The organism is Neisseria sp. N95_16 (genome assembly GCF_002551535.2).
Taxonomy (GTDB): Bacteria; Pseudomonadota; Gammaproteobacteria; order Burkholderiales; family Neisseriaceae; genus Neisseria; species Neisseria brasiliensis.
In genome coordinates, this window is record NZ_PDBT02000014.1 from 1 (window position 1) to 26440 (window position 26440).

The window sequence follows — 26440 nt, forward strand, 5'->3', positions numbered from 1 at the left end:
GCGGTTCTCGCCATTGTTTGTGTTTGCCTATATTTCGTTGGAATATAGGGTTAAAATAGGGCTCTTTTGGGCTTATTCAAATTAGGGACACGCCCTAATTCATATAATTTCTCTCGTTTTTGTTTTCGTTTTTTGGGGCTGAACGGGTGGCTAATAAGGCTCTTAATTTTAATGTTAAACTTGTTCATATGATTATTTTATTTAAAAGGAACAATGGTTTTTCTACTTTTTTGATATGCTTCAATAGCAGAGTATATTTGTTTCTCTCGCTGGCGTTTGGGCTTTGTAAGAAGACGTATAAAATAGTCTTTTAATGTATACTTGGGAGTATTTTCTAAATTTTGTCTTTCTTTTCTTGCAGTTTGTAATTGACTGGTTAAATTAGTTTCTTGTTGATGTTGGTCTGCTTGAATTGCTATAGCAGGACTAAGTTGACAAATAAAATAATTTGGTTGATTAAGCCAAATATCAAACAACAAATGGTCAAAAGGTTGGATTTGTGATTCATTTAAAGCATGACATTTCTGCAATAATATTCTAGCTGCTTGATTGCTGATAATATAAGCAGCAGTACCGTGTTGAGTCGTTGCTAAAGTTAAAAACTCTCGTCTAATAACTTTAGAAATAATGGAGCAATGGTAATGTTCAGCAGGAATCCAAGAAGCTTCTAATCTAATAACTACCGCTTTATCGGTAAAACGTTCTTCCAGCCAATTGATATTGTTTAAGAAGGTGCCTGAATCATTACTTAGGTAGACATCATCTTCATAGATAGCTATGTAAGGCAGATTTTCATCTATGCATTTTTGCCATAGTGCAATATGGCTTATCATACAAGCTTTTTCGCCATCGGTTAATTTTCTACTATTTTCCAAAACAGGGCAGAAATGGCGGATAGCTATTTTTAGTTGCTCAGAAGGCATTAATGCCTCAAAGAAATGGAATGAGACATTCTGCTGAGAAAATTGTTTTGTAATATGTTGCCGTCTTTTATTTGCAGATTTCAAACTTATCACATAATTTTTTAACATTATTTGATCCCATATTGTTGGCAGATTTTTTTCCAGCGACTATGTTTAAAAACTTGGTAAAACCATTTCCTTATTGGTTGATTATAATATTTAATTTTTTGTATTTTATATTTATCTAAGGCTTCAATCATTCTATGGGCATAAATACCATTCTGTTGGTAAAAGTCATGATGTTTTGTGTAGATTTTTATAAAATTTTCAGATTGTTTTGCTTCGCTAGCTGTATTACAGATAGAGGATTCATCTTCACGCTGACGATAGTAAAATAAAGGTTCATCAATAAATTTTATTTCCCCACCACTTTTGGCAATTGAAATAAATAATTCCCAATCTTCATAGTGAGTTAAGGAAATATCAAATCCATTAACTGCATCGAATGCTGATTTTTTTATTAGTGCGGAAATATACATGCCATGATTTAATAGGAGCTGTTCTGTTGTAATTTGTTTTAGTTGGCCGATTTTATTTTTCTTACCAAACAAGTACAAATTACTATATACCACAGCGATATCAGGGGATTTTTCTGCAATATTAATTGTTTTCTCTAAATAAGTTTCATCTAGTTTGTCATCTGAGTCTAAACATACTAAATAGTTACCTGTTGCTTGTTGAATTGCATTCATACGTGCTTTAACAACATATGTATTTTCTTGTGACATAACTTTTAAACGTGGCTCAGTAACAGCGCACTCATGTAAGATTTCCAATGTATTATCAGTTGAGCCGTCATCAATGGCGATAATCTCAAAGTTTTGATATGTTTGATTATAGACACTTTCTAATGTTTCACGAACATAGGCAGCGGTGTTGTAGCAGGGGATAATAATGGATACTAAAGGCTGTGTCTTAATCATTTTTTACTCGATATGTAAAATGCGTTTTATCCAATTGCTGAATGCATACTGCTGTGAAACTTCTGGGGCAATCGGATGATATGGGCGCTGCAAAAAGTCTTTCAGGTCGTCTGAATTGTTTTCAGACCAGATAAAAATATTATCAGGATGATAAAAATTGTATTTTTTTACTTCAGTATTTGTCGTGATTAATTTTTTCTTCATGCCCAATGCATCAAAGGTGCGGAATGATAAGCCTTGGTGAGCAGTTGTGACAAAGTCGACTACCGCTTTACAGTGATAAACTTTATTAAGGTTTTCTTCAAAGCTTAAGATGGTATTGCGGTCAAGGTAGTGGACACCATCGGCTCCAAAGGCATTTTTAGCGCGGTCATCTTTGCTGTAAATATAAAAATCCAGTGGTAGGTTTAAATGATGTGCTTCAGTGATAAAGGCTTTTGTGTCATGTTCTCTCGTTACATCATAGCCGCCAAGGAAATATAGTCCGTTAGCTTGTTGTTGTTTTTCAGGCATTGGGAAATCAAAATAGAAATTTGAGGCCGCCTGAAAATGGTGTTGTGGGTAGCGTTGAATATCTTGTTGGTCAAAAACAAAAAAGTGATCGAAATATTCTAGGTATTGCAAGATGTCAGGGAAACGATCTATACCATCCCATTGGTAATTGACACAAATTTTACTATGTGAGCGAATTTGAGCAATGAGGGATTTGGGATAAATATTGGCGCGGATGCATAATGCGTAGTCAGCTTTGCGCCCATTAAGCGAAGACAGCTTTTTTTGGATTTCTTGTTGATAACGTGAGAATTTCAGTTGTTTTTTATAGTCGTTATCTCGGGCAATGGTTTTGTGGTAAAACGCACAGATACGGCTGAGTAGGTTTGGATAGTAGGAATCACGCTCATCATAGCAAAGGTTGATTACGTCATAGCCTAAATGACGTAGATTTTTTTCAATGCATTGATCAAGGCCGTATAGATAAGGTACGGCTAAAATGACGGTGGGTTGGGATGATTGCTGGGGAGACATAATGTTTAAATGGATTTTCAGACGGCATGCTTTAATGAGGCCGCCTGAAAAATTATTTAGAAATTCAATGTTAGTTAAATCAATGCGTTTCAACAAAAGCCTTCAGGCTATCGCTAGAAACCAACGCGCTACATGAAGCTTCTTTATTGATACGTTTAGCCAAACCAGCCAATACTTTGCCCGGGCCGCATTCGGCCGATTCGGTAATGCCTTCATTGACTAAGGCATTGACGGTTTCTGTCCAGCGCACGGGGCTGTAGAGTTGGCGAACCAAGGCATCTTTAATGGCTTCAGGATCGTCGTAAGCGGCCACGTCGGCGTTGTGAATCACGCGGATTTGTGGTTGTTTGATGTCGACTGTTTTTAAGGCTTCGGCCAGTTTTTCGGCAGCAGGTTTCATCAGGCTGCAATGTGAAGGGACGGATACAGGCAGAGGCAGAGCGCGTTTGGCGCCGGTTTCTTTGGCGGCAGCCATGGCGCGTTCTACGGCGTCGGCATTACCGGCAATAACGACTTGGCCGGGTGAATTGAAGTTAACGGCTTCCACTACTTCGCCTTGTTCGGCAGCAGCGCAGATGACTTTGACTTGCTCGTCCTCCAAGCCCAAGATGGCTGCCATGGCACCCACGCCTTGCGGTACGGCCGATTGCATTAATTCTGCACGCAGGCGAACCAGTTTTACGGCATCGGCAAATTCTAATGCTTCAGCGGCTACCAATGCGGTGTATTCGCCCAAGCTGTGGCCGGCCACTACAGCCGGTGCTTGACCGCCAGCTTCCAAGTAGGCGCGGTAGGTGGCGACGCCGGCAGCGAGCATAATCGGTTGTGTGTTAACGGTTTGGCCGATCAGCTCGGCATTGTCGCCGTTAATCATTGCCCATAAGTCTTGACCCAATGCGGCAGAGGCTTCGTCGAAAGTGGCTTTAACGACGGCTTGTTCGCTAAATCCGTTCATCATTCCTAAACTTTGCGAGCCTTGGCCAGGGAAGAAAAATGCAAAAGACATGATATTCCTTTAATTTCTTAATAATGAGAGAAGAGGATTATCTGCGTAATGTATCAGCAGGGCATAGGCTATGGCAATATTTATTGCCACGGTCAGCCAAAAAATGCGGATAAAACTGATTTTGCTGGTTTTGTGTTGGTAAACGGTGCGCGAAACCAAGGCACCGGGCCAGCCGCCAAGTGCATCAAGAATATGCAGGTTTTTTTCCGGAATTCTGCCTTGGTATGCTTGGCGTTTCTTTTTTGTGGTCTGCGCGATTTGTTTATCAAACTTATACATCAGGTAAGACACGATGCTGACGGCAAAATACACGCCGGCCAATATTTTAGAAACAGCTGTAACGCATATGATAAATGTGACGGCAATCAGGCTGTTGGTCAAAAAAATTGGCTTGGTATATTGAAAAGCATGGTGTGGCAGCCAAGAAGGGCGCATCAGTATTGCACCAATACGGCACCCCATGCGAAACCGCCGCCGATACCTTCGAGTAGCAGGTTTTGGCCGCGTTGGATTTGGCCGTTGCGGATACCGTGGTCTAAAGCCAACGGAATCGAAGCGGCAGAGGTGTTGCCGTGATCTTGTACAGTCAGGATGACTTTATCCGTGCTCAAGCCCAAGTGTTTGGCGGTGGCGTCGATGATGCGTTTATTGGCCTGATGTGGCACCAACCAATCGATTTGATCTTGTTGGTAACCGGCTTCGGTAATCACATCGTCAGCCACTTGTGACAGCATTTTTACGGCGAATTTAAACACGCCCGGGCCGTCCATTTTTAAGTAAGGTGTGCCACAGATTTGGCCGTCGGCAATTTGCACCGGTACGTTCAATAAATCCAGATAATTACCGTCGGCTTTTAATTTGCTGTGAATAATGCCCGGCTCATCGGATGCGCCTAAAACCACTGCGCCGGCACCATCGCCGAACAATACGCAAGTGGTGCGGTCGTTCCAATCCAGAATGCGGCTGAAGATTTCTGCACCAATCACCAACACATTTTTGGCCATCCCGCTTTTAATATAGGCATTGGCGGTGGTTAAGGCATACATGAAACCGGCGCACACGGCCTGCACGTCAAAAGCAGGGCAGCTGTTGGTGATACCGAGTTTTTGCTGCACGATGGTAGCGGTTGATGGGAACTGCATGTCGGGCGTGGTGGTGGCTACAACGATTAAATCAATATTGTCGGCGGTAAGCTTAGCCGATTCCAATGCGCGTTGTGCGGCGTGCACCGCCAAATCGCTGGTTTTTTCGTTGTCGGCTGCAATATGGCGGAATTTGATACCGGTGCGCGTGGTAATCCACTCGTCGGAAGTATCCACTTTTTTCGCCAAATCATCGTTGCTGACGCGGTTGGCGGGAAGATAGCTGCCGGTGCCTAAAATTTTGGCATATTGCATAATGAAAAGCCCTTTGAAATAATTGGAACAGATGCTGTATTGTAAGCGAAAAGTCAGGATTTTTGTAACAAAAAACCGTTGCTTTAATAAAGGATTAGGTAAATTCTTTGAATGGGTTAACCAATCATTTAAAGGCCGTCTGAAACATTATGTTTCAGACGGCCTTTTTCACAAAATGATTTCGCGATTAAGGGGTGCTGATATGGGAAGCGCCGCTATCCAAGGCTTCTTGTTCGCGCACTTCTTCCAAAGCAGCCAATTGTTCGGCCACGCCTTGTTCTATTTTGGCTAAGCTGGCAAATTTGGCTTCGTGATAGGCTTCTTCCAGCGCATACATAAAGCCGATTTCATCGGTGCCGCCGTGGCTCTTGATGACTACGCCGCGCAAGCCTAAGAAAATCGCGCCGTTGAATTTACGCGGATCAAGCTTGGCTTTCATGCCTTTGAGTGCGGGCAGGGCGGTCACGGCGGCCAGTTTGTTAAACACATTGCGGCTGAATTCCTGCTTGATTTCGCCGCTCATGAATTTTACTGCGCCTTCAATGGTTTTCAGCATGATGTTGCCGACAAAACCATCGGCCACGACCACATCAACTTGATCGTTGAATACGCCGTTGCCTTCAACATTGCCGATAAAATTCAATTTGCTGCTTTTGAGCAGCTTGAAGGTTTGTTTGACTGTTTCTGTGCCTTTAATGTCTTCTGTGCCGACATTGAGCAGGCCGACACGTGGTTGGCCTTTTTCAGGAAACATAGCCTGCACCAATTCGCTGCCAATCACGGCAAACTGAGTGAGTTGGTCAGCGCTGCAATCCACGTTGGCACCCAAATCCAGCATCAAGGTGAAATGGTTGGGATTGCTGGAAGGCATGAATTTGGCGATGGCAGGGCGCTCAATACCCGGGATGGTTTTGAGCACAAAACGGGCAGTCGCCATCAGTGCGCCGGTGTTGCCGGCAGAAACGGCAGCTTGCGCGTTACCTTCTTTCACTTGGTTGATGGCCACACGCATAGATGAATCTTTTTTGTTTTTCAGTGCCAATTGCGGCGCTTCATCCATTTCAACCACTTGGCTGGCCGGAATAATGCTGATGCGACCCATCGGGGCATTGGCAGATTTTAATGCTTGCTGAAGGGCGGCTTCATCGCCGACCATCATTAAGTGCACGTCGGGCTGATTTTTCAAAAAAGCAATGGCACCCGGCACGGTAACCGTTAAGCCGGCGTCACCGCCCATGGCATCTACGGCTAATGTAATCATGTTGTTCTCCGTTTTGTGTTTCAGACGGCCTAATTGAATTTAAGGCCGTCTGAAAACGGAAATGCCGTGAATCAGCGGCATTTCTTAAGAAGGGTTGTGCTGCTTGATACGATTGTATTTGGTAGCAATCTATCGAAATATCAACCGCGGCCTTGTGCGGCCAATTGGTTATGCTCGTCGATATTGAGCGCATCCCATGGGTAGTTGATCCACCAGTCTTCTACGGTAATGCCGCTGAAATAAGGGATGTTTTCCGGCAGTTTGCCAACTTTTGCTTTGATTTTTTCGTGCAACACGGCCACGCCGATGGTGTTGAAATCTTCTTTTTGCAATTCGGTCAGGCAAAATTCCATGGTGACGCGGCTGTCGTCCACTTCGTCAACGACCAACACGTTTTTGCCTTTCAACGCTTCCGGCAAAGGATCAAGCCATTGCACTTTTTTCACTTCTTCAGTCACTTGGCCTTGGTTGTCGCTGTCGTAATAGGCAGTGGTAACGGCGTAAATCGGGATTTCCAAAAAGCAACGCAACATACGGGCAGGGATAAAGCCGCCGCCGCCGATGGCAATCATGGCATCGTATTTAACGCCGGAGTTTTGAATTTTTTCAGCCAAGCCTTTGATCACGCGATGAATATCATCGTATGTGTACCAGATTTTCTGAGTCATTTTAACGTCTCGATTGAGAAAATGTGACGAATCGAGGCAGTTCGCGTGTGATACGCTTGCTGCCATCCATTCATATCAGAGATGTAACGTAAAAAAGCCAGCATTGCAGGGCAATATTCTGGCTTTTTCAGTCAGTCGAATAAATTATTCGCCTTTGGCTTTAACCACTTTGCGACCACGGTACATGCCGTTAGGTGAAATGTGGTGTGGGCGGTGTACTTCACCGGTGTTGCTGTCAACAGACAGTGCAGGTGCAGTCAGCGCATCGTGTGAACGGTGCATACCGCGTTTAGAAGGGGATTTTTTGTTTTGTTGAACGGCCATTTCAAGCTCCTAGATAAATAATACTGTGTTCTAATTAACTGTTTTTCAAACCTTTTAAAACAGCGAAAGGGTTGGGTTTGTCCTGATTGACGTGTTCCAGCGAAACATTGTTGCAGTCTTCGTGACGCGGTGAAAACGGTAAAGCCATCAGGATTTGGTCTTCAACCAATTCTCGCACATCAAGCGATTTGGTGATGAGCATACCTTCCAATTCCTCGTCGGAAAGCATGGCATCGTCCAAATGCTCGTCATCGGCAAACAAAACAATGCGGCTGGTTTCGTTGAGTTCGAACGGCATAGGCTTCACGCAACGCTGACAAAGCAGCGGCATATCGGCGTGTACCGTCAAATCAAGAAACAGTCGCTGCAAGCGGTCGCGTCCGCCTTGCAGCGTAAACGAAACTTTGGTTTGCTTGTCAGCCGGATATTCGTGCGACCAAACACGTTCGTCCAACTCATTGAGCAGGAAACTGCCTTGCAGATTCTGCTTTTCGGCGGCGAAAACTTCTGGGTCAATCAAATTAGGGTCTAACATAAACGGGGTATGATATAATTTCAGCAGTCTAACGTCAATATTTTTAAGCAAAAATGAGTGAAAAACTGCCATTAATTTTAGGGTCGAGTTCGGTATTTCGCCGCGAGCAGCTGGCGCGATTGGGCTTGGCTTTTCAGACGGCCTCACCGGATTTTGATGAAACACCGATTGAAGGCGAACACGCGCAAAGCACCGCTTTGCGTTTGGCGGCAGGTAAAGCACGCTCGTTGGCGGCACAATTTTCAAACGCTTTGATTATCGGCGCCGACCAAGTGGCATGGTGCAATCAGCGTCAATTGGGCAAGCCGATGAACGTGGCGAATGCACAACAAATGCTGGCCGAGCTCAGCGGTAAACGCATAGAATTTTACAGTGCAATCGTGCTTTTGAACACTAAATCTGGCCGTATGCAGCAGCATGTTGACCACACCGTCGTGACCATGCGCGAATTAACCAACACGCAAATCCGCCGTTATCTGGAGCGTGAACCCGATGCCGTGTATTGCGCCGGCGCGGCCAAAAGCGAAGGTTTGGGTGCGGCGTTGTTGGCAAAAATCGACAGCACCGACCCCAATGCGCTCATCGGCCTGCCGATTTTTCGCCTGATTGATTTTTTACACCATGAAGGTGTGGAAGTGTTGTAAGAGTCTGTCTGAAGAAGATGATATAGTCGTTTCAAATAGAAATAAGACAAGGCGACAGCGACCGCCGTGTACAAGTAGTACATAAGGGCGCTGGCAACGCTGTATTATTTCTATTTAAAACGACTATAAGGCCGTCTGAAAGGTTCAAACGGCCTATTGAATAGAAAGTAAATCATGTCCCCCATTTTATATCTGATTCCAACCCCTTTAGGCGCACCCGATACGCCGTGTTTGTTGCCGCATGAGCAAGCGCAGATTGTCGGTTTGACCGATTTTGTCGTCGAAGCCGAAAAAACCGCCCGCGCACATTTGAAGCACTTGGGCGTGACCACGCCTATCCGCGAATTGAATTTGCAAACGCTCAACGAACACACCGACTTGAAAACCCTGCCAGAGTTGCTCAAGCCTTTACAAGAAGGGCGCAGCATGGGTATTGTCAGCGAAGCCGGTTGTCCGGCGGTGGCAGATCCGGGCGCGAATTTGGTGGCACTAGCACATAAACATGGCTTTGAAGTGCGGCCGCTGATTGGGCCATCGAGCTTATTATTGGCCTTGATGGCATCGGGTGCAAACGGGCAAAACTTTGCTTTTAAAGGCTATCTGCCGTCTGAAAAAAGCGAGCGCATTGAAGCCTTGAAAGCCTTGGAAAAACGCAGCCGCAGCCAAAACGAAACTCAGTTGTTCATCGAAACCCCATACCGCAACGATGCCTTGCTGGCGGATGTTTTGGATAACCTGCATCCCGAAACACGCCTGTGCATTGCTTGCGATTTAACCTTGCCGATGCAAACCATCATCAGCAAAACGGTTGCCGATTGGAAAAAATTGGGTGAATTACCGAATTTGAAAAAACGGCCGACCATCTTTGTGCTGCATGCGGGCTAGGCCGTCTGAAAATTTCACAATTGGGTTAACGTAAAAAAACACCATTAGGCAAATGTAATGAAAAAACTAAGTCAACCGGCAAAAGTAGCGGCATTTTTACAGAGAAATCCTGAAAAGAAATTTACTGCCCGTCAAATTGCTGAAGGGATTACGATGCAATATGCATCTGATTATCAGCATAAAAAGAAAAAATATGCTGATGAGAAAGCATTTATTCAGCAAATTGTGGCTGAAATTGGTGCGCATAAGGATTCAATTATCAAAATTTGTCCTGAAATTGAAATGCAGGATAAACCAAGACCGCGTTTGTTTTGGTATCAGCCACATGAGTCGCAGGTAATCGAACCTATGGTCATTGAAACACATGATGCAGAAAGAATATCGGAAGCAGATTTATATCCTAAACTGATGGCATTTTTATCACAGGAGTTGAAATTATATTGTTTGCGGATTGATGAAAAACGTTCTAAAAATACTCGCGGTAGTAAGGGGAATCAATGGCTGCATCCGGATATTGTAGCCATGCAGGTGATGGATCAGGATTGGGCTGAAGATGTTCGCCAATGTGTGAAGTTGGGGTCAGGGCAAAATGTTGTGCTTTGGTCTTTTGAAGTGAAATTGGAATTAAATGGCAGTAATGTACGAGAGAGCTTTTTTCAGGCGGTCAGTAACTCTAGCTGGGCAAATGAAGGCTATTTGGTAACGGCCTCTATTGTGGGTGAGCATACTGAAGAAGAATTGAGAATTTTGTCGGCGCTACATGGTATTGGTGTGATTGTGCTTAATGTCCATGAATTATCAGAAAGTGAAATTCTACTGCCTGCTAAACGTAAAACAGAAATGGATTGGCAATCCGCAAACCGTATCGTAGAACAAAATTCTGATTTTGCAAGATTCATTGAATATGTAGCGATTTATTACCAATCTGGCAAGGTAATCAAAGAAAACTGGAATAAATAAACCAGCTCATTTACTTCTAGATGATTTAAAAGGTAGAGAAAGTGAAAAAATATTTGATTGCATTTGTGCTGGCAATAGCACCGGTTGCCCATGCTGCCGATCATGTAATTTTCTTCTGCACCAATGCCCAAGGCAAGCAAGTGCGCGTGACCGAGCAGGGCGGGAAATTCCGTTATCAGTTTGGTAAGCCTAAGCGTGCGGAATTGGTGTTTGAAAACGACCGGCAGGAAGCGATTGACCGTTCGCCGCGCTGGGGCGGTATCGGGCGTGATTTATGGACGAATTTGGTGCTGCAAAACGGTGATTATCAATATGCGCTGTTTTCATCGATGGACAGATTGTCGCCACGCCATGAAACGGTGTATGGCGTAACGGTGCATCGCTTGGTTAATGGTGAAGAGCAGTATGTGACGCAGGTTAAATGCAGCAAAAAGCGCAGAATCGTGGTGAATTTTCCGGAAGAATTGATGTTTTAATAGCTCAATGACGTTGAGTTTGAACATACAAAAAGGCCGTCTGAAAAATCGTTTTCAGACGGCCTGTGTTTTATGTCACATTAAGAAACCACTTCGCCTTGGGCGCGTTGTTTTTCAATGCTTTTGTTGATGTACCATTGTTGCGCGATGGTCAACAGGTTGTTGACTACCCAGTACAGCACCAAACCGGCAGGGAAGAAGAAGAACATTACCGAGAAAATCAACGGCATGATTTTCATCATTTTTGCCTGCATAGGGTCGGTTGGCGGCGGGTTCAAATAGGTTTGGATGAACATGGTCGCGGCCATAATCAGCGGCAGGATAAACCACGGATCAGGACGGCTCAAGTCTTGAATCCAGCCCAGCCAAGGTGCTTGGCGCAATTCTACCGAAGCGAACAATGCCCAGTACAAGCCGATGAACACGGGGATTTGCAACAGCATAGGCAAGCAGCCGCCCAGTGGGTTGATTTTCTCGTCTTTATACATCTGCATCATGGCTTGTTGCTGCGCCATGCGGTCATCGCCGTATTTGTCTTTAATCGCTTGCAGCTTAGGCGCAACGGCGCGCATTTTTGCCATTGAGCGGTAAGAAGCGTTGGTCAACGGATACAGCACAGCTTTGACGATGATGGTCAAGGCCACAATCGCCCAGCCCCAGTTGCCGATTAAATCGTGCAATTCGTTCAGCAGCCAGAACAGCGGTGAGGCAAACCAATGCACTTTGCCGTAGTCTTTGGCCAATTGCAGGTTGTCGGCTACTTGCACCAAAGTATCGGTGGTTTGCGGGCCGGCATACAGATTCATCACGGCTTGGCTGCTGCCGTTGGCCGGAATAGCGGCTAAAGGCACGCTCACGCCGGCGCTGTAAAGATTGTCGTTGCGGCGTTTCAGGTCGATTTTGCAGTCGCCTTGGGCGCAAACGGTTTGACCGTCTTTCGGTTGCAAAATCCAAGTGGCCATGAAGTGATGTTCAATCATGCCCAGCCAGCCGGTTTTGGTTTGGCGGGCGTATTCAGCTTCGTTTTTACCGGATTTGGCATCGTCATCCAAGTCGGAAAAATCGACTTTTTGGAAGTCGTCTTCAGGGGTGTACACCACCGGGCCGACATAAGAATGGGTAAAGTAGCCTTGGCCTTCCGGCTCGCTGTCGTCGCGCACGACATTGTAGTTGGCCGTCAGATTCACCGGATGGCCGGTGCCGTTGGCAACATCAAAGCGTACGTTCACCAAGTAGCTGTCTTTGGTGAAGGTATATACTTTGTCAATTTTCAGGCCGTTGGTTTCCGGCGCGCTCAAGCGCACTTCGACTTTGTCACCGTTGAGGGTATAGTCTTTTTGTGCGGCAGTAAAGTTGACGCCTTTTAAGACATTATTGCCTTGCGCATCCAGTAATTCGGATTGGGCAACGTAGGTGTATTCTTTACTGTCGTTAAACAAAACGAAGTTTTTGCTTTCGTCGCCGGTGGCTTGGTATTTCAACAAAGTCATCTGGCGCAAATCACCGCTTTTTTCATCGATAACCGCTTTCACGGTATCGGTGGTCACGGTAATTGGTGTGGCGGCGGTAAGCGCGGCTTCATTCTGGGCAACGGCCGCTTGCTGTTGCTGCTGAGCGGCTTGTTGTTGTGCCGGTGTCGGTTTTGGTGATGGGAAGAGTTTTTCCCAGCCCATCAAAATCAACAAGGCGATGGCAAAAAATGCCATAAGTCTTTTGAAATCCATAAGAAATTCCTGGAATTGCTGGATAGGTAAATAAAGTGCTGAATATTGCTTCAGACGGCATTATATAGAAATCACTGAGAAATAAAAGGAAATCATGCCGATAAGCGATGATTTTCATGCAGATGGGTATGAAGGCAATCCCTTATTTTCAGACGGCATCTATATAGTGAGCGGTAAAACGGGAAGCAAAGTGAAAGAAAGAGAATCCCGTTTTATGTTCATGCTAAGGCACGGGATCGTGGCCGGAACCGCCGAAAGGGTGGCAGCGGGCGATGCGTTTTAATGCCAGCCAGCCGCCTTTAAAGGCACCATGTTTCTGCACTGCTTCTACAGCATATTGCGAACAAGTCGGGGTGAAGCGGCAGCGTGGCGGAATAAGCGGGCTGATGGCGTATTGATAAAAGCGAATCATCAGCAGCATTACTTTAGCCAAAGGCGATTTCATCGGCGTTTCCGCATCATAAGTTGGGCGAGCTGGTCGCGGGCTTCGGGCGCGTTGTCGCGCGTAAACAAGCGGCGTACCTGCACCACATAATCATGCGGCGGCAGTTGGTCGCGGTGGCGGCGGAACCAATCGCGAATCACACGTTTCATGTAATTGCGTTTGTTGGCGCGTTTGGCGGTTTTTTTGCTGACCACCAAGCCTAGGCGCGCATGCCCCAAGCCGTTGTCACCGGATTGCGAAACATGCAGTAAATCGCGGCTTTTGCGGTTTCTCAACGCAAAAACGGATGAATAATCATCCGTTTTTAATAAGCGATACTGCTTGCCGAAGCCGTAATTCAAAATTACACAGCCAAGCGTTTGCGGCCTTTGGCGCGACGTGCAGCCAATACTGCGCGACCACCGCGGGTTTTAGAGCGAACCAAGAAACCGTGGGTGCGTTTGCGTTTGGTAACGGAAGGTTGATAAGTGCGTTTCATGTCTTTTCCTAAAAAATCGGTAGAATTAAACCGTGAATTACACCCCAATTTCAGGCTTTTGTCAATCAATATAGCAACTTCGTTTGTTCAGGCAGGCGGAATATGTTGGATTTAACATTTATCAAGTGCAAGGCAAGGATGGTGAAATACGCAAGCGGCGCGATGAGGTCGGATAAAGCTGCCGATTGTGGATAAAAATTTGATGCGGTTGTGGATAAAATTCAGTATAATCGCTGAATCTGTATATGCTTACATAGATTTCAGGCCGTCTGAAAAACAGTGTGTTATCAAGCTGTTCCTTTTATTTTCAGACGGCCTTTGCTGTTTTCCCTGCCTTTGTTTTCCCCAACTGTTTCACGATTTGAGCCATTCCATGACCTTAGCTGAATTTTGGCCGCAGTGCCTTTTGAGTCTGAACCTGACCTTACCCGCGCAACAATTCCAGCAATGGATTGCACCGTTGACCGTGGGCGAGGAAGGCGGCGTGTGGGTGGTGTATGGCAAGAACCAGTTTGCCGTCAATATGTTGAAAAATCAGTTTGCTGCCAAGATTGATGCTGTGCGTGTGCAATTGGCGCCGCAGCAAGCTGCGCTGGTGTTTAAAGTCGGTGTGGGGCAAAGCTATGACATGGCGGCGCAAAACAATGCGCCTGCGGCAGAGAATCAGGCAATTGAAACCGTTGAGAACACCACGGCACAAGCAACGAGTGTTGAAGCTGCGCAAGCCGATTTAACCATGCCGTCTGAACCAACGGCCAAACCGACACCGAAAAAATCCGCTGCCGATATTTTGGCCGAGCGTTTGAAAACCTTGCCGGAAAGCAAAGCTGCGTCGGAAGCGGCTGAAGACAAACCTGCGCCCAGCAAAATTAAGCAGGAAGTGCAGCGTGAGGCGGAAGAGGCACGCTATCAGGCAACCAATTTATCATCAGATTACACGTTTGATACTTTGGTGGAAGGTAAGGGTAATCGCATTGCCGCCGCCGCGGCGCAATCGATTGCAGAAAATCCGGGGCAAAGCTACAACCCGTTTTTCCTATACGGCAGCACCGGCTTGGGTAAAACCCACTTGGTGCAGGCCATCGGTAATGAATTGCTGAAAAACAAGCCCGATGCCAAAGTGCGCTATATGCATTCCGATGATTACATCCGCAGCTTTATGAGCGCCGTGCGTTCCAATGGTTATGATGTGTTCAAGCAGCAATACAAGCAATATGATTTGCTGATTATCGACGATATCCAGTTCATCAAAGGCAAAGACCGCACGATGGAAGAATTTTTCTATCTGTATAACCATTTTCATAATGAAAAGAAACAGTTAATCCTGACTTGCGATGTATTGCCGGCCAAAATAGAAGACATGGACGACCGCCTGAAATCGCGTTTCTCATGGGGTTTGACGCTGGAGCTGGAGCCGCCTGAATTGGAAATGCGCGTAGCGATTTTGCAGAAAAAAGCCGAATCTGCCGGCGTGAATCTGACCGAAGAAGCAGCATTTTTCATTGCCAATCTGATTCGCTCGAATGTGCGCGAATTGGAGGGCGCATTCAACCGCGTCAGCGCCAGCAGCCGCTTTATGAATAAGCCGATCGACATTGATTTGGCGCGCGATGCCTTGCAAGACATTATTGCCGTGCGCCACAAAGTGATTACCGCTGATTTGATTATCGATGCCACCGCCAAATATTACCGCATTAAAATCAGCGATATCCTGGGTAAAAAACGCACGCGCAACATTGCCCGCCCGCGCCAAGTGGCGATGAGTTTGACCAAAGAGCTCACTAATTTAAGCCTGCCGTCTATCGGCGATGCATTCGGCGGTCGCGACCACACCACCGTGATGCACGGGGTGAAGGCTGTGGCGAAACTGCGCGAAGAAGATCCTGAATTGGCGCAGGATTATGAAAAACTCTTGATTATGATTCAGAACTGATGTTCAGACGGCCTGATAACTTTTAGGCCGTCTGAAACCGAAAACCAACAAAACCAAACAAAATCCAAAGGACTTCCCCATGTTAATTTTGCAAGCCGACCGCGACAGCATTCTCAAGCCGCTGCAAGCCGTTACCGGTATTGTGGAACGCCGCCATACCTTGCCGATTCTGTCTAACGTATTAATCGAAAGCAGCAACGGCCAAACCAATATCTTGGCGACCGACTTGGAAATCCAAATCAACACCCACGGCCCGGAAAGCCAAGCGGGTGATTTCCGCATCACCACTAATGCCAAGAAATTCCAAGACATTCTGCGTGCGCTGCCGGATACGGCGATTGTGTCGCTGGATTGGGCGGATAACCGCCTGACTTTGAAAGCGGGTAAATCGCGTTTCGCGCTGCAAACCCTGCCGGCGGAAGATTTCCCATTGATGAGCGTGGGTGAAGACGTGAGCGCTGCTTTTTCGCTGACGCAGGAAACCTTTAAAAACATGTTGTCGCAAGTGCAATATAGCATGGCGGTGCAGGATATCCGCTATTATCTCAACGGCTTGCTGATGCAGGTCGAAGGCAACCAATTACGCTTGGTGGCGACCGACGGCCACCGCTTGGCGTATTCCGCGACCACCATTGAAGCCGAGTTGCCGAAAGCCGAAGTGATTCTGCCGCGCAAAACAGTGTTGGAGCTGTTTAAACTCTTAAACCATCCAGGCGAAGCCATCAGCGTGGAATTGCTGAATAACCAAGTACGTTTCCGCTGCAACGATACGGTGATTGTGAGTAAAGTCATCGACGGTAAATTCCCCGATTTCAACCGCGTGATTCCGTTGGACAACGATAAAATCTTCTTGGTATCGCGCACCGAATTGCTGGGCGCTTTGGAGCGTGCTTCAATTCTGGCCAATGAAAAATTCCGTGGCGCGCGTTTATTCTTGCAACCAGGCTTGCTGAGCGTGGTTTGCTCCAACAACGAGCAGGAAGAAGCGCGTGAAGAATTGGAAATCGCTTATCAAGGCGGCGAACTGGAAGTGGGCTTCAACATCGGCTATTTGATGGACGTATTGCGTAATATCCATTCTGACGACATGCAGCTTGCTTTCGGTGATGCCAATCGCTCGACCTTGTTCACCATGCCGAATAATCCTGATTTCAAATACATTGTGATGCCAATGCGCATTTGATGAAAATATAGCTGCGAGGCCGTCTGAAAAGTGATGGTTTTGCAATCATAATCATGCCGTCTGAAACTGTTTTCAGACGGCATTTTTTCATGGAACATTTGCATACATAAAGGCTGAAATATCCAACAAAATCAGGTATAATAACGTGTTATTTGCCGTTGCGTTACAGGTTTGGCCAACATCGATTTCCATCACTTGCAAGCGCGCTTGAAAAAGCATTCAGACGGCCTATTTTTCTATTTAGTTTCAAAAAGATAAAGATTATGACCGACCAAAAACACGAAGAATACGGCGCAGACAGTATCCAAGTCTTAGAAGGCTTGGAAGCGGTGCGCAAACGCCCGGGTATGTACATCGGCGATACGCAGGACGGCAGCGGCCTGCATCATATGGTATTTGAAGTGCTCGACAATGCGATCGACGAAGCCTTGGCCGGTCATTGCGACAAAATTACCGTCACCATTCACGCCGACAATTCCGTTAGTGTGTCCGACAACGGCCGTGGTATGCCGACCGGTATTCACCCGAAAGAAGGCCGCTCGGCTGCCGAAGTCATCATGACCGTGTTGCACGCGGGCGGTAAGTTTGACAACAACAGCTACAAAATTTCCGGCGGCCTGCACGGCGTGGGCGTGTCGGTGGTGAATGCCTTATCTGATTGGGTGACCTTAACCATCTACCGCGACGGTAAAGAGCATTTTGTGAAATTTGTAAACGGCGCGGCGGAAAAACCATTGGCCGAATTGGGGGCGTCGGATAAAAAAGGCACCATCGTGCGTTTCCGTGCCAGCGAAGAGATCTTCGGCAATGTCGAATACAGTTTTGATATTTTGGCCAAACGCATCCGCGAATTGTCGTTCCTGAATAACGGCGTGGACATCGAATTGACCGATGAGCGCGACGGTAAACACGAAAGCTTCGCCTTGAGTGGCGGTGTGGCCGGTTTCGTGCAATATATGAACCGCAAAAAAACGCCGCTGCACGAAAAAATCTTTTATGCCACCGGCGAAAAAGACGGCATGAGCGTGGAATGCGCCATGCAGTGGAATGACAGCTACCAAGAATCGGTGCAATGTTTCACCAACAATATTCCGCAACGCGACGGCGGCACCCATTTGGCGGCTTTTCGCGGTGTGATGACGCGTACTTTGAATGCCTATATCGAGGCTAATGAAGTGGCAAAAAAAGCCAAAGTCGAAACCGCCGGTGACGACATGCGCGAAGGCTTGACCTGCGTGTTGTCAGTAAAACTGCCAGACCCAAAATTCTCATCACAAACCAAAGACAAACTGGTGTCGAGCGAAATCGGCCCGGTGGTGAACGAAGTCATCAACCAAGCCTTGACCGAATTTTTGGAAGAAAACCCGAACGAAGCCAAAATCATCACCGGCAAAATCGTTGATGCAGCACGTGCGCGCGAAGCTGCGCGTAAAGCCCGCGAAATTACCCGCCGCAAAGGCGTAATGGACGGTTTGGGCTTGCCGGGTAAATTGGCCGATTGTCAGGAAAAAGATCCGGCCTTGTCAGAACTGTATCTGGTCGAGGGTGATTCCGCCGGCGGCTCGGCCAAGCAAGGCCGCGACCGTAAATTCCAAGCGATTTTGCCGCTGAAAGGTAAAATTCTCAACGTGGAAAAAGCGCGTTTTGAAAAAATGCTGGCCAGCCAAGAAGTAGCAACGTTGATTACCGCTTTGGGCGCGGGCATCGGCAAAGAAGAATTCAATCCGGAAAAATTGCGCTACCACCGCATCATCATCATGACCGATGCCGACGTCGATGGCGCACACATCCGTACTTTGTTGCTGACTTTCTTCTACCGTCAAATGCCTGAATTGGTCGAGCGCGGCTACATCTACATCGCCCAGCCACCTTTGTACAAAGCCAAATACGGCAAGCAAGAGCGCTATTTGAAAGACGAATTTGAAAAAGACCAATGGTTGTTGGGCTTGGCGGTGGATAAAGCCAAATTGGTTTCAGACGGCCGCACCATCGAGGGTGAAGAATTGGCGCAAATCGCTAAACAATTCCTGTTGGCTAAAGCTGTAATTGAACAAGAAAGCCGCGTGATTGACAGCTTGGTGTTGAATGCTATGCTGCATGCCAAGCCGGTGGATTTATCGACAGCGGAAAGCACCGACCAAGCCATTGCGGAACTGAGCAGCTTGTTGAAAGATCAGGAAATTGCGCTACAACGCATCGAAGGTCATCAAGAAGGCAGCCATTTCATCAAGATTACCCGCCAGTTGCACGGCAACGTGGCCATCAGCTACATCGAGCCAAAATTCTTGAGCAGCAAGCCGTATCAGACCATCGTGCAAACCGCTGAAATATTGGATGGTTTGATGGGTGAAGAAGCGGTGTTGGTGAAAGGCGAGAATGAGCAGCCGGTCGCCAGCTTCGAGGAAGCCTTGAATATCTTGATGAGCGCCGCACAAAAAGGCATGAGTATTCAGCGATACAAAGGCTTGGGTGAGATGAACCCTGAGCAATTGTGGGAAACTACTATGGATCCGAACGTGCGCCGTTTGCTGAAAGTGCGCATTGAAGATGCCATTGCTGCCGATGAAGTGTTTGTCACTTTGATGGGCGATGAAGTGGAACCGCGTCGTGCGTTTATCGAAAACAATGCCTTGATTGCGCAAAATATTGATGCTTAATTGAGTGAATGTATCCAAAAGGCCGTCTGAAACTGTGTTTCAGACGGCCTTTTTGTATGGTATTGATGATGATTGAATCAAACCAATGAGAATGAGACCTTTGTAAAATCCCTATCTTTGGCACATTTCTTCGTTGTGCGTTGCTCGAAAGCTTACCTATCTTCATGATATGTCTTCGCTTTCTGCGCTGCTACAACTTTGAACTGCACTCAAATCTAGGGTGTTGCAAAGGTCTCATAATGTAATTATTGCGTTAAGTTTTCGAGCGTAATAGGCCGTCTGAAACGGATAATGGCGTGAGATATGATGATTGAAACAAGATTAAATGATTGTATTTAAAATGGAATAAATACTTTGTTTTGAGAATTATCCTATTCATTTGATTTAATTTTTCGTAAAAATTCTGCTATTGGCTGCGCTTTGTGTCACACTGCATAAAACAGAATGGATGACCGCTTCGACAGAATATTAATAGTTTAAAGCTACCAATATTTAAATTTAGATTTAAAATAGCAAATTATAATCGGTTTCATAGTTTTAATAGCTAAAATCTTCAGGTATAGTTTGTTTCATAGCAGCAAGCAAACCGTATCTGGCGGCAGTCATTATCCGACCATGATAAGAAAAGTCATCAAAGCAGCGTAAACCAAGCCTGCTTTAAAGATTTCCATCTAAATTCAATACCAAGGAGCAACACCATGAATAAATGCCCTGTGAACCACCTGACCATGAGCAACGGCGCGCCGGTTGCCGACAACCAAAACAGCCTGACCGCCGGCCCGCGCGGTCCGTTACTGTCGCAAGATTTGTGGCTGAATGAAAAATTAGGCGATTTTGTCCGCGAAGTGATTCCTGAGCGCCGCATGCACGCCAAGGGTAGCGGTGCATTCGGCACCTTTACCGTGACCAACGACATTACCCGCTATACCCGTGCTTCGATTTTCAGTGAAGTGGGCAAAAAAACCGAGATGTTTGCCCGTTTCTCGACTGTGGCCGGTGAGCGTGGTGCGGCTGATGCCGAACGCGATATCCGTGGTTTTGCCTTGAAGTTTTATACCGGCGAAGGCAACTGGGACATGGTTGGCAATAATACGCCGGTATTCTTTTTGCGCGACCCACGCAAATTTCCGGATTTGAACAAGGCGGTTAAGCGTGACCCGCGCACCAATATGCGTTCTGCTACCAACAATTGGGATTTTTGGACTTTATTGCCGGAGGCTTTCCACCAAGTAACCATCGTGATGTCGGATCGCGGTATTCCTAAATCGTATCGTCATATGCATGGTTTTGGCTCGCATACTTACAGCTTCTGGAACAAAGCCGGCGAGCGTTTCTGGGTGAAATTCCACTTCCGTACCCAACAAGGTATTGAAAATTTGAGTGATGCCGAAGCAGAAGCCGTAATCGGTAAAGACCGCGAAAGTCACCAAAAAGACCTGTATGAAGCGATTGAACGCGGTGATTTCCCGAAATGGAAAATGTATGTGCAAATCATGCCGGAAGCCGAAGCGGAAAAAGTACCTTACCATCCGTTTGACTTGACCAAAGTATGGCCGAAAGGCGATTACCCGCTGATTGAAGTGGGTGAGTTTGAGCTGAACAAAAATCCGGAAAACTACTTTGCCGATGTCGAACAAGCTGCCTTTGCGCCGAGCAATCTGGTGCCGGGCATCAGTGCATCGCCGGATAAAATGCTGCAAGCGCGTTTGTTTAACTATGCCGATGCCGAGCGTTACCGCTTGGGCGTGAACCGCAATCAAATTCCGGTAAACGCGCCACGTTGTCCGGTACACAGCAATGCTCGCGACGGTTTGAACCGCGTTGACGGCAACTACGGCAGCCTGAAACACTACGAGCCAAACAGCTACGGCCTGTGGCAAGAACAGCCTGAATTTGCCGAGCCGCCTTTGAAAATCAACGGTAATGCCGATTACTGGAATTTCCGTGAAGATGATGCGGATTACTTCAGCCAACCGCGCGCCTTGTTCAACCTGATGAACGACACGCAAAAACAAGCCTTGTTTGACAACACTGCGGCGGCCATGGGCGATGCGGCAGACTTCATCAAACACCGCCATATCCGCAACTGCTTCATGTGTGACCCTGCTTATGGCGAAGGCGTTGCCAAAGCCTTGGGCATGACCGTTGCCGACGCACAAGCTGCCCGCGCGACCGATCCTGCGCTGGGGCAACCGGGTTTGCTGTAATGTGGTTGGAAATCAACGAGTGGATTGATGTATTGATTCACCCAAATCAAGATTAAGGTTTGATATGAATAAAGGCCGTCTGAAAATTCAGACGGCCTTTTTGTATGATAAAACACTGGATTCAATTATTTGGCTTCCAAATCGACAACCAATACCGTTTGCTCGATTTGGGCGGCGGTGATTTTGTGCGTTTTCAAAATGTCTTTAAATTCGCCAAACACGCTTAAATTGATTTGAATGGTCTGCTTCTCCATATCGACTGATAATTTTTTGGTTTTGATGTTACCAAACAAGCCGGATGCGCCTTTTGCCAATAGGCTCGCACCCCAGCCGAGATGGTATTGGAACAACAAATGATCGGCGCCATGGCCAATCAATGTCATGTCGATATTGACCAAATAATTGGCGCGGATTTCATTCGGTGCAATTTGCTTCAGTGTGATGTTTTTGCCGCTTTGTTTGTGCAATATGTCGCTGATTTCGGATAGAGTTTTTCGGATTTGCATGTTGGTATTTAAATCATTTTAGAGGCCGTCTGAAATTTCAGGCGGCCTTGTTTTGAAGATAAAAAAGTTTCAGACGGCCTCAATCAAATATTTCCATTCGCCGTAGCCTTCTTCGTCCATTTTTTCTAACGGAATAAAACGTAGGCTGGCACCGTTGATGCAGAAACGCAGGCCGCCGAGCGCTTGCGGGCCGTCGGGGAAAACGTGACCCAAATGTGAATCGGCCACTTTGCTGCGCACTTCGATACGGCGCATATTGTGGCTCAAATCTTCCAGCGCGGTGATGTGTTCGCGTGCAATCGGTTTGGCAAAGCTCGGCCAGCCGCAGCCGGAATCAAATTTATCGGCCGAGCTGAACAAAGGTTCGCCGCTGACAATATCGACATAAATACCCGGCTCGAATAGATGGTCGTAAGCGTGGGAAAACGGACGTTCGGTGCCGCTTTGCTGGGTGACGTAATATTCTTCGTCGCTCAATTTTGCCCGAATTTCGCTTTCAGACGGCTTGCTGAACACGCGCGGGGCAGTATTATCGGCGGATAAGGGTTTGTGCGCCAAACGAATGTCGATATGGCAATAGCCGTTGGGATTTTTGCCCAAGTAATCTTGGTGGTAGTCTTCGGCAGGGTAGAAATGCTGTAAAGGTTCGCATTCGACCACAATCGGCGCGGCGTGTTTTTGCTGCTCGGCGGCTAAAGTGGCGCGGATAACTGCTTTATCGCCAGCTTCGGTATAATAAATGCCGGTGCGGTATTGCTCGCCGACATCGTTGCCTTGGCGATTGAGTAAGGTCGGGTCGATGATGCGGAAATAATATTGCAACACATTGGCCAAGCTGATTTTTTCGTCGTCAAACACCACTTTCACCGCTTCGGCGTGGCCGGTGTTGCGGTGGCAAACGTCTTCGTAAGACGGATTTTCGGTGCGGCCGTTGGCATAGCCCGATACCGCTTCTGCGACACCGTGAATGCGGCGAAAATAGGCTTCCACGCCCCAGAAGCAGCCGCCGGCCAGATAAATGGTGTGTGTCATGGTCATTCTCCGTTTAAAATTGAATCACTTACATATGGGGGCATTCCCTAAAATTTCTATTCGTTTTACAATTGCGAATTATTCTTAATTTTGTGCCAAAATCATCAGGCCGTCTGAAAGCTCACGAAAGCTTATTATGTCCATCGCTGACCCCCAACGAATTTTAATCATCAAATTGCGCCATCATGGTGATGTGTTGCTGACCACGCCAGTAGTGGCTGCCATCAAACAGCGTTTTCCCGCTTGCGAAGTCGATATGCTGGTGTATCAGGAAACTGCCGACATTATCCGCGATAATCCCGAAATTACCCATATTTTCGGCGTGGATCGCACATGGAAAAAGCAAGGGGTGAAGGCGCAGATTCAGCATGAAACCGATTTATTCAAGCAGCTTAAAGCGCGCAGCTATGATTGGGCATTTAATTTGTCCGACCAATGGCGCACGGCGTTTATTGCCAAATTCTGTGCCGAATGCAGCGCGACCTTGGCCTATGAAAAACGCGATAACGCGGCATGGCGTTTTTTCCATGATTTTATCAACCCTGATTTGGACGTAAACCATCATGTGATCGAGCGGCATTTGGCGGTGTTGCCGCCATTGTTGGCACGTGCGGATTGCGGCGAAGCGAAAGCGCTGCTCACCATCAGTGATGAAGTACGGCACGGTTGGCAAGAGAAATTACGCCAACAAGGCTGGCGCGGCGAGGATTATGTGTTGGTGCATCCCGGTTCGCGCTGGTTGTTTAAATGTTGGGAAGACGGCAAAAATGCAGCGGTGGTGCAGCTTTTGCTCAATCACGGCTGCCATGTGGTGCTGACCGCTGCGCCTGACGAAGCCGAACGCAATATGCTGGATGAAATTTTAGGCCGTCTGAATATTCCTGCCGGTGTGAAGGTGTGGGACATGGGTGCTAAACTCAACCTGCGCGAACTGGCCGCCGCAATCGACGGCGCGCAATTGTTTTTCGGCGTAGATTCTGTGCCCATGTACATTGCGGCGGCTTTGGATAAACCGCAAGTCGCTCTATTCGGCCCGACATGGGTTGGCCGTTGGCGGCCGTATTCGCAGCAGGCTGACGTGGTGTGGGCAGGTGATTTCGGCGAATTGCCGCATCCGGAAAGCATCAATACCGATGATAAAACGCGTTTGCTCGGCGCGATTCCTTTGGAAGTGGTGTGGGAAAAAATTGCAGCCAAATTAGGCTTGCCGCGTTAGCAGTTGCTTAATTACCAACAGGCCGTCTGAAAAACTGGTTTCAGACGGCCTGTTTAATTTCAGCGGTCTTTCCCAAAGCCGATATACGATTCGCCACGTTGTTTGCGTTCGCGCCATTCTTGGCGCAATGAGCCGTTGTTGCCGTTGCGTTTATCAGAAACAGTGGGCGCGTCTTGCTCCCATTGCCATGTCATTTGGTTGCCGTTGCTGCCAATCGGGTAAGAGCCGCGCAAACCGATAAAGCTGCCTTGATCGGCGACTTGGGTGTTGGAAACGGATTTACCGTTGATTTTGGTGCGCGAGCTTTCCACGCCGCTTTTGAGTTCGCCGTAGATTTTCACTTCGGCACACGCCAGCGCGGGCAGAAGCAGGGTGGTTAGGATCAAGGCGGTGGATTTCATGATTTGCCTTTCGCGTCAAAAGAAAATAAGATGGGGTCAGTATAACCGACTTGGCTGTAAAAGAATGACGGTTCAGGTAAAGGCCGTCTGAAAGGAAATGATATGGCTCACACAATCCGCGCTGCCGCCGTGCAGATGGTTTCCACGACCGCCCCCGATACCAACATTCAAACCATGCGCCACTTGGTGAAAGAAGCTGCCGAAAAGGGCGCCGATTGGGTATTGCTGCCGGAATACTGGCCGATTATGGGGCGGCAGGATACCGATAAAATCGCTTTTGCCGAAAGCTTGGGCGAAGGCAAACTTCAGACGGCCTTAAGCGAAGCCGCGCGTGACAATCAGGTGGTTTTGTTCGGCGGCACCATCCCGTTAACCAGCGATGAAGACGGCAAAGTGATGAACACCATGCTGGCTTACGACCGAGACGGCCAATCTTTGACGCACTACCACAAAATGCACTTGTTCGGCTTTTCCGGTTTGGGCGAACGCTATGCCGAAGCCGACACCATCACTGCAGGCAAAGAAGTACCTGATTGGCAGGTGGACGGGCTGAACGTGGCGGCCGGTGTGTGCTACGATTTGCGTTTTCCCGAATTTTTCCGCATGCAGGCGCCGTTTGACGTATTGTTGTTGCCCGCGGCCTTTACCTACACGACCGGCGAAGCGCATTGGGAATTACTGTTGCGCACGCGGGCGGTGGAAAACCAATGTTACGTTGTCGCTTCGGCGCAGGGCGGCAAACACGAAAGCGGACGCCGCACTTTTGGCCACAGCATGATCATCGACCCGTGGGGCGAAGTGTTGGCCGTGTTGCCGGAAGGCGAAGGCGTGGTGGTGGCCGATTTGGATGCCAGCCGTCTTAGCAGCGTGCGCACGCGCTTGCCTGCTTTGCAACACCGTTTGCTTTAAATACAAAGGCCGTCTGAAACCAATTCAGACGGCTTGTTTCCCAAATTGAATCCAATGAATAAGAAACCCATCCGCATTTTAGGTATCGACCCCGGCAGCCGCATTACCGGTTTCGGCGTGATTGACGTCTATGGTCGTGAACACAGCTATGTTGCTTCAGGCTGCATCAAAACCATTCCCGGCGACGAACTGGCCGGCCGTATCGGCGTGATTTGCGAGCACATCAACGAAATCATCGATGTGTACCAACCCAATCAAACCGCCATCGAACAGGTGTTTGTCAACGTGAATCCGGCGGCCACGCTGATGCTGGGGCAGGCGCGGGGGGCGGCGATTGCCACTATGGTGATGCGCGGTTTGCCGGTATATGAATACACCGCTTTGCAGGTCAAGCAGGCGGTGGTCGGGCAGGGCAAAGCGGCGAAAGAACAGGTGCAGCACATGGTGGTGCAGATGTTGGGTTTATCGGGTACGCCGCAAGCCGATGCCGCCGATGGCTTGGCCGTGGCGCTCACCCACGCGCTGCGCAATCACGGTTTGGCCAATCAAATCAACCGCAATGGCTTGCAGATTAAGGGTGGGCGGTTTCATGGTTGAGGCCGTCTGAAAAGCTTGGATTCTGTAAAAGTGACACTTGCTTAAAAAACAGGCCGTCTGAAACCAGCAAAAATTTCAGACGGCC

Annotated in this window: 27 protein-coding genes and 1 pseudogene; 11 read left to right on the plus strand and 17 right to left on the minus strand. The window is 47.6% G+C overall.

Translation table 11 applies throughout. The annotated features are described in order from the left end of the window. Positions 1-197: 197 nt before the first annotated feature. The 10 genes from CRG49_RS03570 to CRG49_RS03615 form a co-directional block, all read right to left on the minus strand. On the minus strand, positions 198-1031 hold the full coding sequence (locus CRG49_RS03570) for a glycosyltransferase family 25 protein (RefSeq protein ID WP_097784576.1): 834 nt from the start codon (positions 1029-1031) through the stop codon (positions 198-200). After that, positions 1031-1885, minus strand: a complete 855-nt coding sequence (locus tag CRG49_RS03575; protein ID WP_095503307.1) for a glycosyltransferase — start codon at positions 1883-1885, stop codon at positions 1031-1033. Before CRG49_RS03575 ends, CRG49_RS03570 begins: the two co-directional genes overlap by 1 nt. A 3-nt stretch (positions 1886-1888) precedes the next feature. Then, positions 1889-3004 (minus strand): hypothetical protein, encoded by a 1116-nt coding sequence (locus CRG49_RS03580; RefSeq protein ID WP_229436932.1) that lies wholly within the window; start codon positions 3002-3004, stop codon positions 1889-1891. After that, positions 2991-3917, minus strand: coding sequence for an ACP S-malonyltransferase (gene fabD / locus CRG49_RS03585; RefSeq protein WP_095503306.1), 927 nt, complete (start codon positions 3915-3917; stop codon positions 2991-2993). The genes CRG49_RS03580 and fabD overlap by 14 nt, the downstream gene beginning before the upstream one ends. Positions 3918-3926: 9 nt before the next feature. Beyond that, entirely contained in the window at positions 3927-4379 is a 453-nt protein-coding gene (locus tag CRG49_RS03590) for a DUF1294 domain-containing protein (protein ID WP_198511393.1), read from the minus strand. Next, positions 4352-5314 carry a beta-ketoacyl-ACP synthase III gene (locus CRG49_RS03595; protein WP_095503304.1) on the minus strand — a complete coding sequence of 321 codons (963 nt, stop codon included), beginning with the start codon at positions 5312-5314 and terminating at the stop codon, positions 4352-4354. The genes CRG49_RS03590 and CRG49_RS03595 overlap by 28 nt, the downstream gene beginning before the upstream one ends. Before the next feature lie 187 nt (positions 5315-5501). Beyond that, on the minus strand, positions 5502-6575 hold the full coding sequence (gene plsX / locus CRG49_RS03600) for a phosphate acyltransferase PlsX (protein ID WP_095503303.1): 1074 nt from the start codon (positions 6573-6575) through the stop codon (positions 5502-5504). Between the two features lie 140 nt (positions 6576-6715). Next, positions 6716-7243: a phosphoribosyltransferase gene (locus tag CRG49_RS03605; RefSeq protein ID WP_095503302.1), complete on the minus strand. Its 528-nt coding sequence runs from the start codon at positions 7241-7243 to the stop codon at positions 6716-6718. Positions 7244-7387: 144 nt separating this feature from the next. Then, the gene (gene rpmF, locus CRG49_RS03610; protein ID WP_095503301.1) at positions 7388-7567 is read right to left on the minus strand and encodes a 50S ribosomal protein L32; all 180 of its coding nucleotides are present in this window, start codon (positions 7565-7567) and stop codon (positions 7388-7390) included. A gap of 34 nt (positions 7568-7601) precedes the next feature. Next, positions 7602-8102 carry a DUF177 domain-containing protein gene (locus CRG49_RS03615; RefSeq protein ID WP_095503300.1) on the minus strand — a complete coding sequence of 167 codons (501 nt, stop codon included), beginning with the start codon at positions 8100-8102 and terminating at the stop codon, positions 7602-7604. A 53-nt stretch (positions 8103-8155) separates the two neighbouring features. On the opposite strand from CRG49_RS03615, the gene CRG49_RS03620 reads away from it, so the two are divergent. The 4 genes from CRG49_RS03620 (at position 8156) to CRG49_RS03635 (ending at position 11067) form a co-directional block, all read left to right on the plus strand. Next, positions 8156-8746, plus strand: a complete 591-nt coding sequence (locus CRG49_RS03620) for a nucleoside triphosphate pyrophosphatase (RefSeq protein WP_095503299.1) — start codon at positions 8156-8158, stop codon at positions 8744-8746. A 174-nt stretch (positions 8747-8920) separates the two neighbouring features. Further along, a complete protein-coding gene (locus CRG49_RS03625; protein WP_095503298.1) occupies positions 8921-9631 on the plus strand; it encodes an SAM-dependent methyltransferase in 711 nt (236 codons plus the stop codon). 57 nt (positions 9632-9688) lie between these two features. Next, the gene (locus tag CRG49_RS03630; RefSeq protein WP_095503297.1) at positions 9689-10591 is read left to right on the plus strand and encodes a COG2958 family protein; all 903 of its coding nucleotides are present in this window, start codon (positions 9689-9691) and stop codon (positions 10589-10591) included. A gap of 41 nt (positions 10592-10632) precedes the next feature. Next, positions 10633-11067, plus strand: a complete 435-nt coding sequence (locus CRG49_RS03635; protein ID WP_095503296.1) for a hypothetical protein — start codon at positions 10633-10635, stop codon at positions 11065-11067. Between the two features lie 80 nt (positions 11068-11147). On the opposite strand, the gene yidC is transcribed toward CRG49_RS03635, so the two are convergent. The 4 genes from yidC to rpmH form a co-directional block, all read right to left on the minus strand. After that, complete coding sequence (gene yidC, locus CRG49_RS03640; RefSeq protein WP_095503295.1) at positions 11148-12791, minus strand: membrane protein insertase YidC; 1644 nt, start codon at positions 12789-12791, stop codon at positions 11148-11150. 223 nt (positions 12792-13014) lie between these two features. Continuing rightward, positions 13015-13236 carry a membrane protein insertion efficiency factor YidD gene (gene yidD / locus CRG49_RS03645; protein ID WP_095503294.1) on the minus strand — a complete coding sequence of 74 codons (222 nt, stop codon included), beginning with the start codon at positions 13234-13236 and terminating at the stop codon, positions 13015-13017. Beyond that, on the minus strand, positions 13233-13577 hold the full coding sequence (rnpA, locus tag CRG49_RS03650) for a ribonuclease P protein component (RefSeq protein WP_095503293.1): 345 nt from the start codon (positions 13575-13577) through the stop codon (positions 13233-13235). Before rnpA ends, yidD begins: the two co-directional genes overlap by 4 nt. A gap of 2 nt (positions 13578-13579) precedes the next feature. Continuing rightward, a complete protein-coding gene (rpmH, locus tag CRG49_RS03655) occupies positions 13580-13714 on the minus strand; it encodes a 50S ribosomal protein L34 (protein ID WP_002214728.1) in 135 nt (44 codons plus the stop codon). 373 nt (positions 13715-14087) lie between these two features. Between rpmH and dnaA the strand changes: the two genes are divergently transcribed. The 4 genes from dnaA to CRG49_RS03675 all read left to right on the plus strand — a co-directional run bounded on the left by dnaA (position 14088) and on the right by CRG49_RS03675 (position 21694). Next, complete coding sequence (gene dnaA, locus CRG49_RS03660) at positions 14088-15647, plus strand: chromosomal replication initiator protein DnaA (RefSeq protein ID WP_095503292.1); 1560 nt, start codon at positions 14088-14090, stop codon at positions 15645-15647. A gap of 79 nt (positions 15648-15726) precedes the next feature. Then, complete coding sequence (gene dnaN, locus CRG49_RS03665; protein ID WP_095503291.1) at positions 15727-16830, plus strand: DNA polymerase III subunit beta; 1104 nt, start codon at positions 15727-15729, stop codon at positions 16828-16830. Positions 16831-17093: 263 nt separating this feature from the next. Next, on the plus strand, positions 17094-19487 hold the full coding sequence (gene gyrB, locus CRG49_RS03670) for a DNA topoisomerase (ATP-hydrolyzing) subunit B (RefSeq protein ID WP_095503290.1): 2394 nt from the start codon (positions 17094-17096) through the stop codon (positions 19485-19487). A gap of 698 nt (positions 19488-20185) precedes the next feature. Next, positions 20186-21694: a catalase gene (locus CRG49_RS03675; RefSeq protein ID WP_095503289.1), complete on the plus strand. Its 1509-nt coding sequence runs from the start codon at positions 20186-20188 to the stop codon at positions 21692-21694. Between the two features lie 125 nt (positions 21695-21819). Here the strand turns inward: CRG49_RS03675 and CRG49_RS03680 are convergent, their stop codons facing one another. Together CRG49_RS03680 and msrAB are read right to left on the minus strand one after the other, a co-directional pair. Next, the gene (locus tag CRG49_RS03680) at positions 21820-22200 is read right to left on the minus strand and encodes a hypothetical protein (RefSeq protein WP_095503288.1); all 381 of its coding nucleotides are present in this window, start codon (positions 22198-22200) and stop codon (positions 21820-21822) included. 69 nt (positions 22201-22269) lie between these two features. Beyond that, positions 22270-23229: pseudogene (gene msrAB, locus CRG49_RS03685) on the minus strand (bifunctional peptide-methionine (S)-S-oxide reductase MsrA/peptide-methionine (R)-S-oxide reductase MsrB); the annotation flags it as partial. A gap of 139 nt (positions 23230-23368) precedes the next feature. On the opposite strand from msrAB, the gene rfaQ reads away from it, so the two are divergent. Beyond that, positions 23369-24448, plus strand: a complete 1080-nt coding sequence (gene rfaQ / locus CRG49_RS03690) for a putative lipopolysaccharide heptosyltransferase III (RefSeq protein ID WP_095503286.1) — start codon at positions 23369-23371, stop codon at positions 24446-24448. A gap of 59 nt (positions 24449-24507) precedes the next feature. Here the strand turns inward: rfaQ and CRG49_RS03695 are convergent, their stop codons facing one another. After that, positions 24508-24849 (minus strand): hypothetical protein, encoded by a 342-nt coding sequence (locus CRG49_RS03695; protein WP_095503285.1) that lies wholly within the window; start codon positions 24847-24849, stop codon positions 24508-24510. Between the two features lie 102 nt (positions 24850-24951). Between CRG49_RS03695 and CRG49_RS03700 the strand changes: the two genes are divergently transcribed. Continuing rightward, a complete protein-coding gene (locus CRG49_RS03700; RefSeq protein WP_095503284.1) occupies positions 24952-25758 on the plus strand; it encodes a carbon-nitrogen hydrolase family protein in 807 nt (268 codons plus the stop codon). A gap of 54 nt (positions 25759-25812) precedes the next feature. After that, a complete protein-coding gene (ruvC, locus tag CRG49_RS03705; protein WP_095503283.1) occupies positions 25813-26355 on the plus strand; it encodes a crossover junction endodeoxyribonuclease RuvC in 543 nt (180 codons plus the stop codon). Positions 26356-26440: the final 85 nt, after the last annotated feature.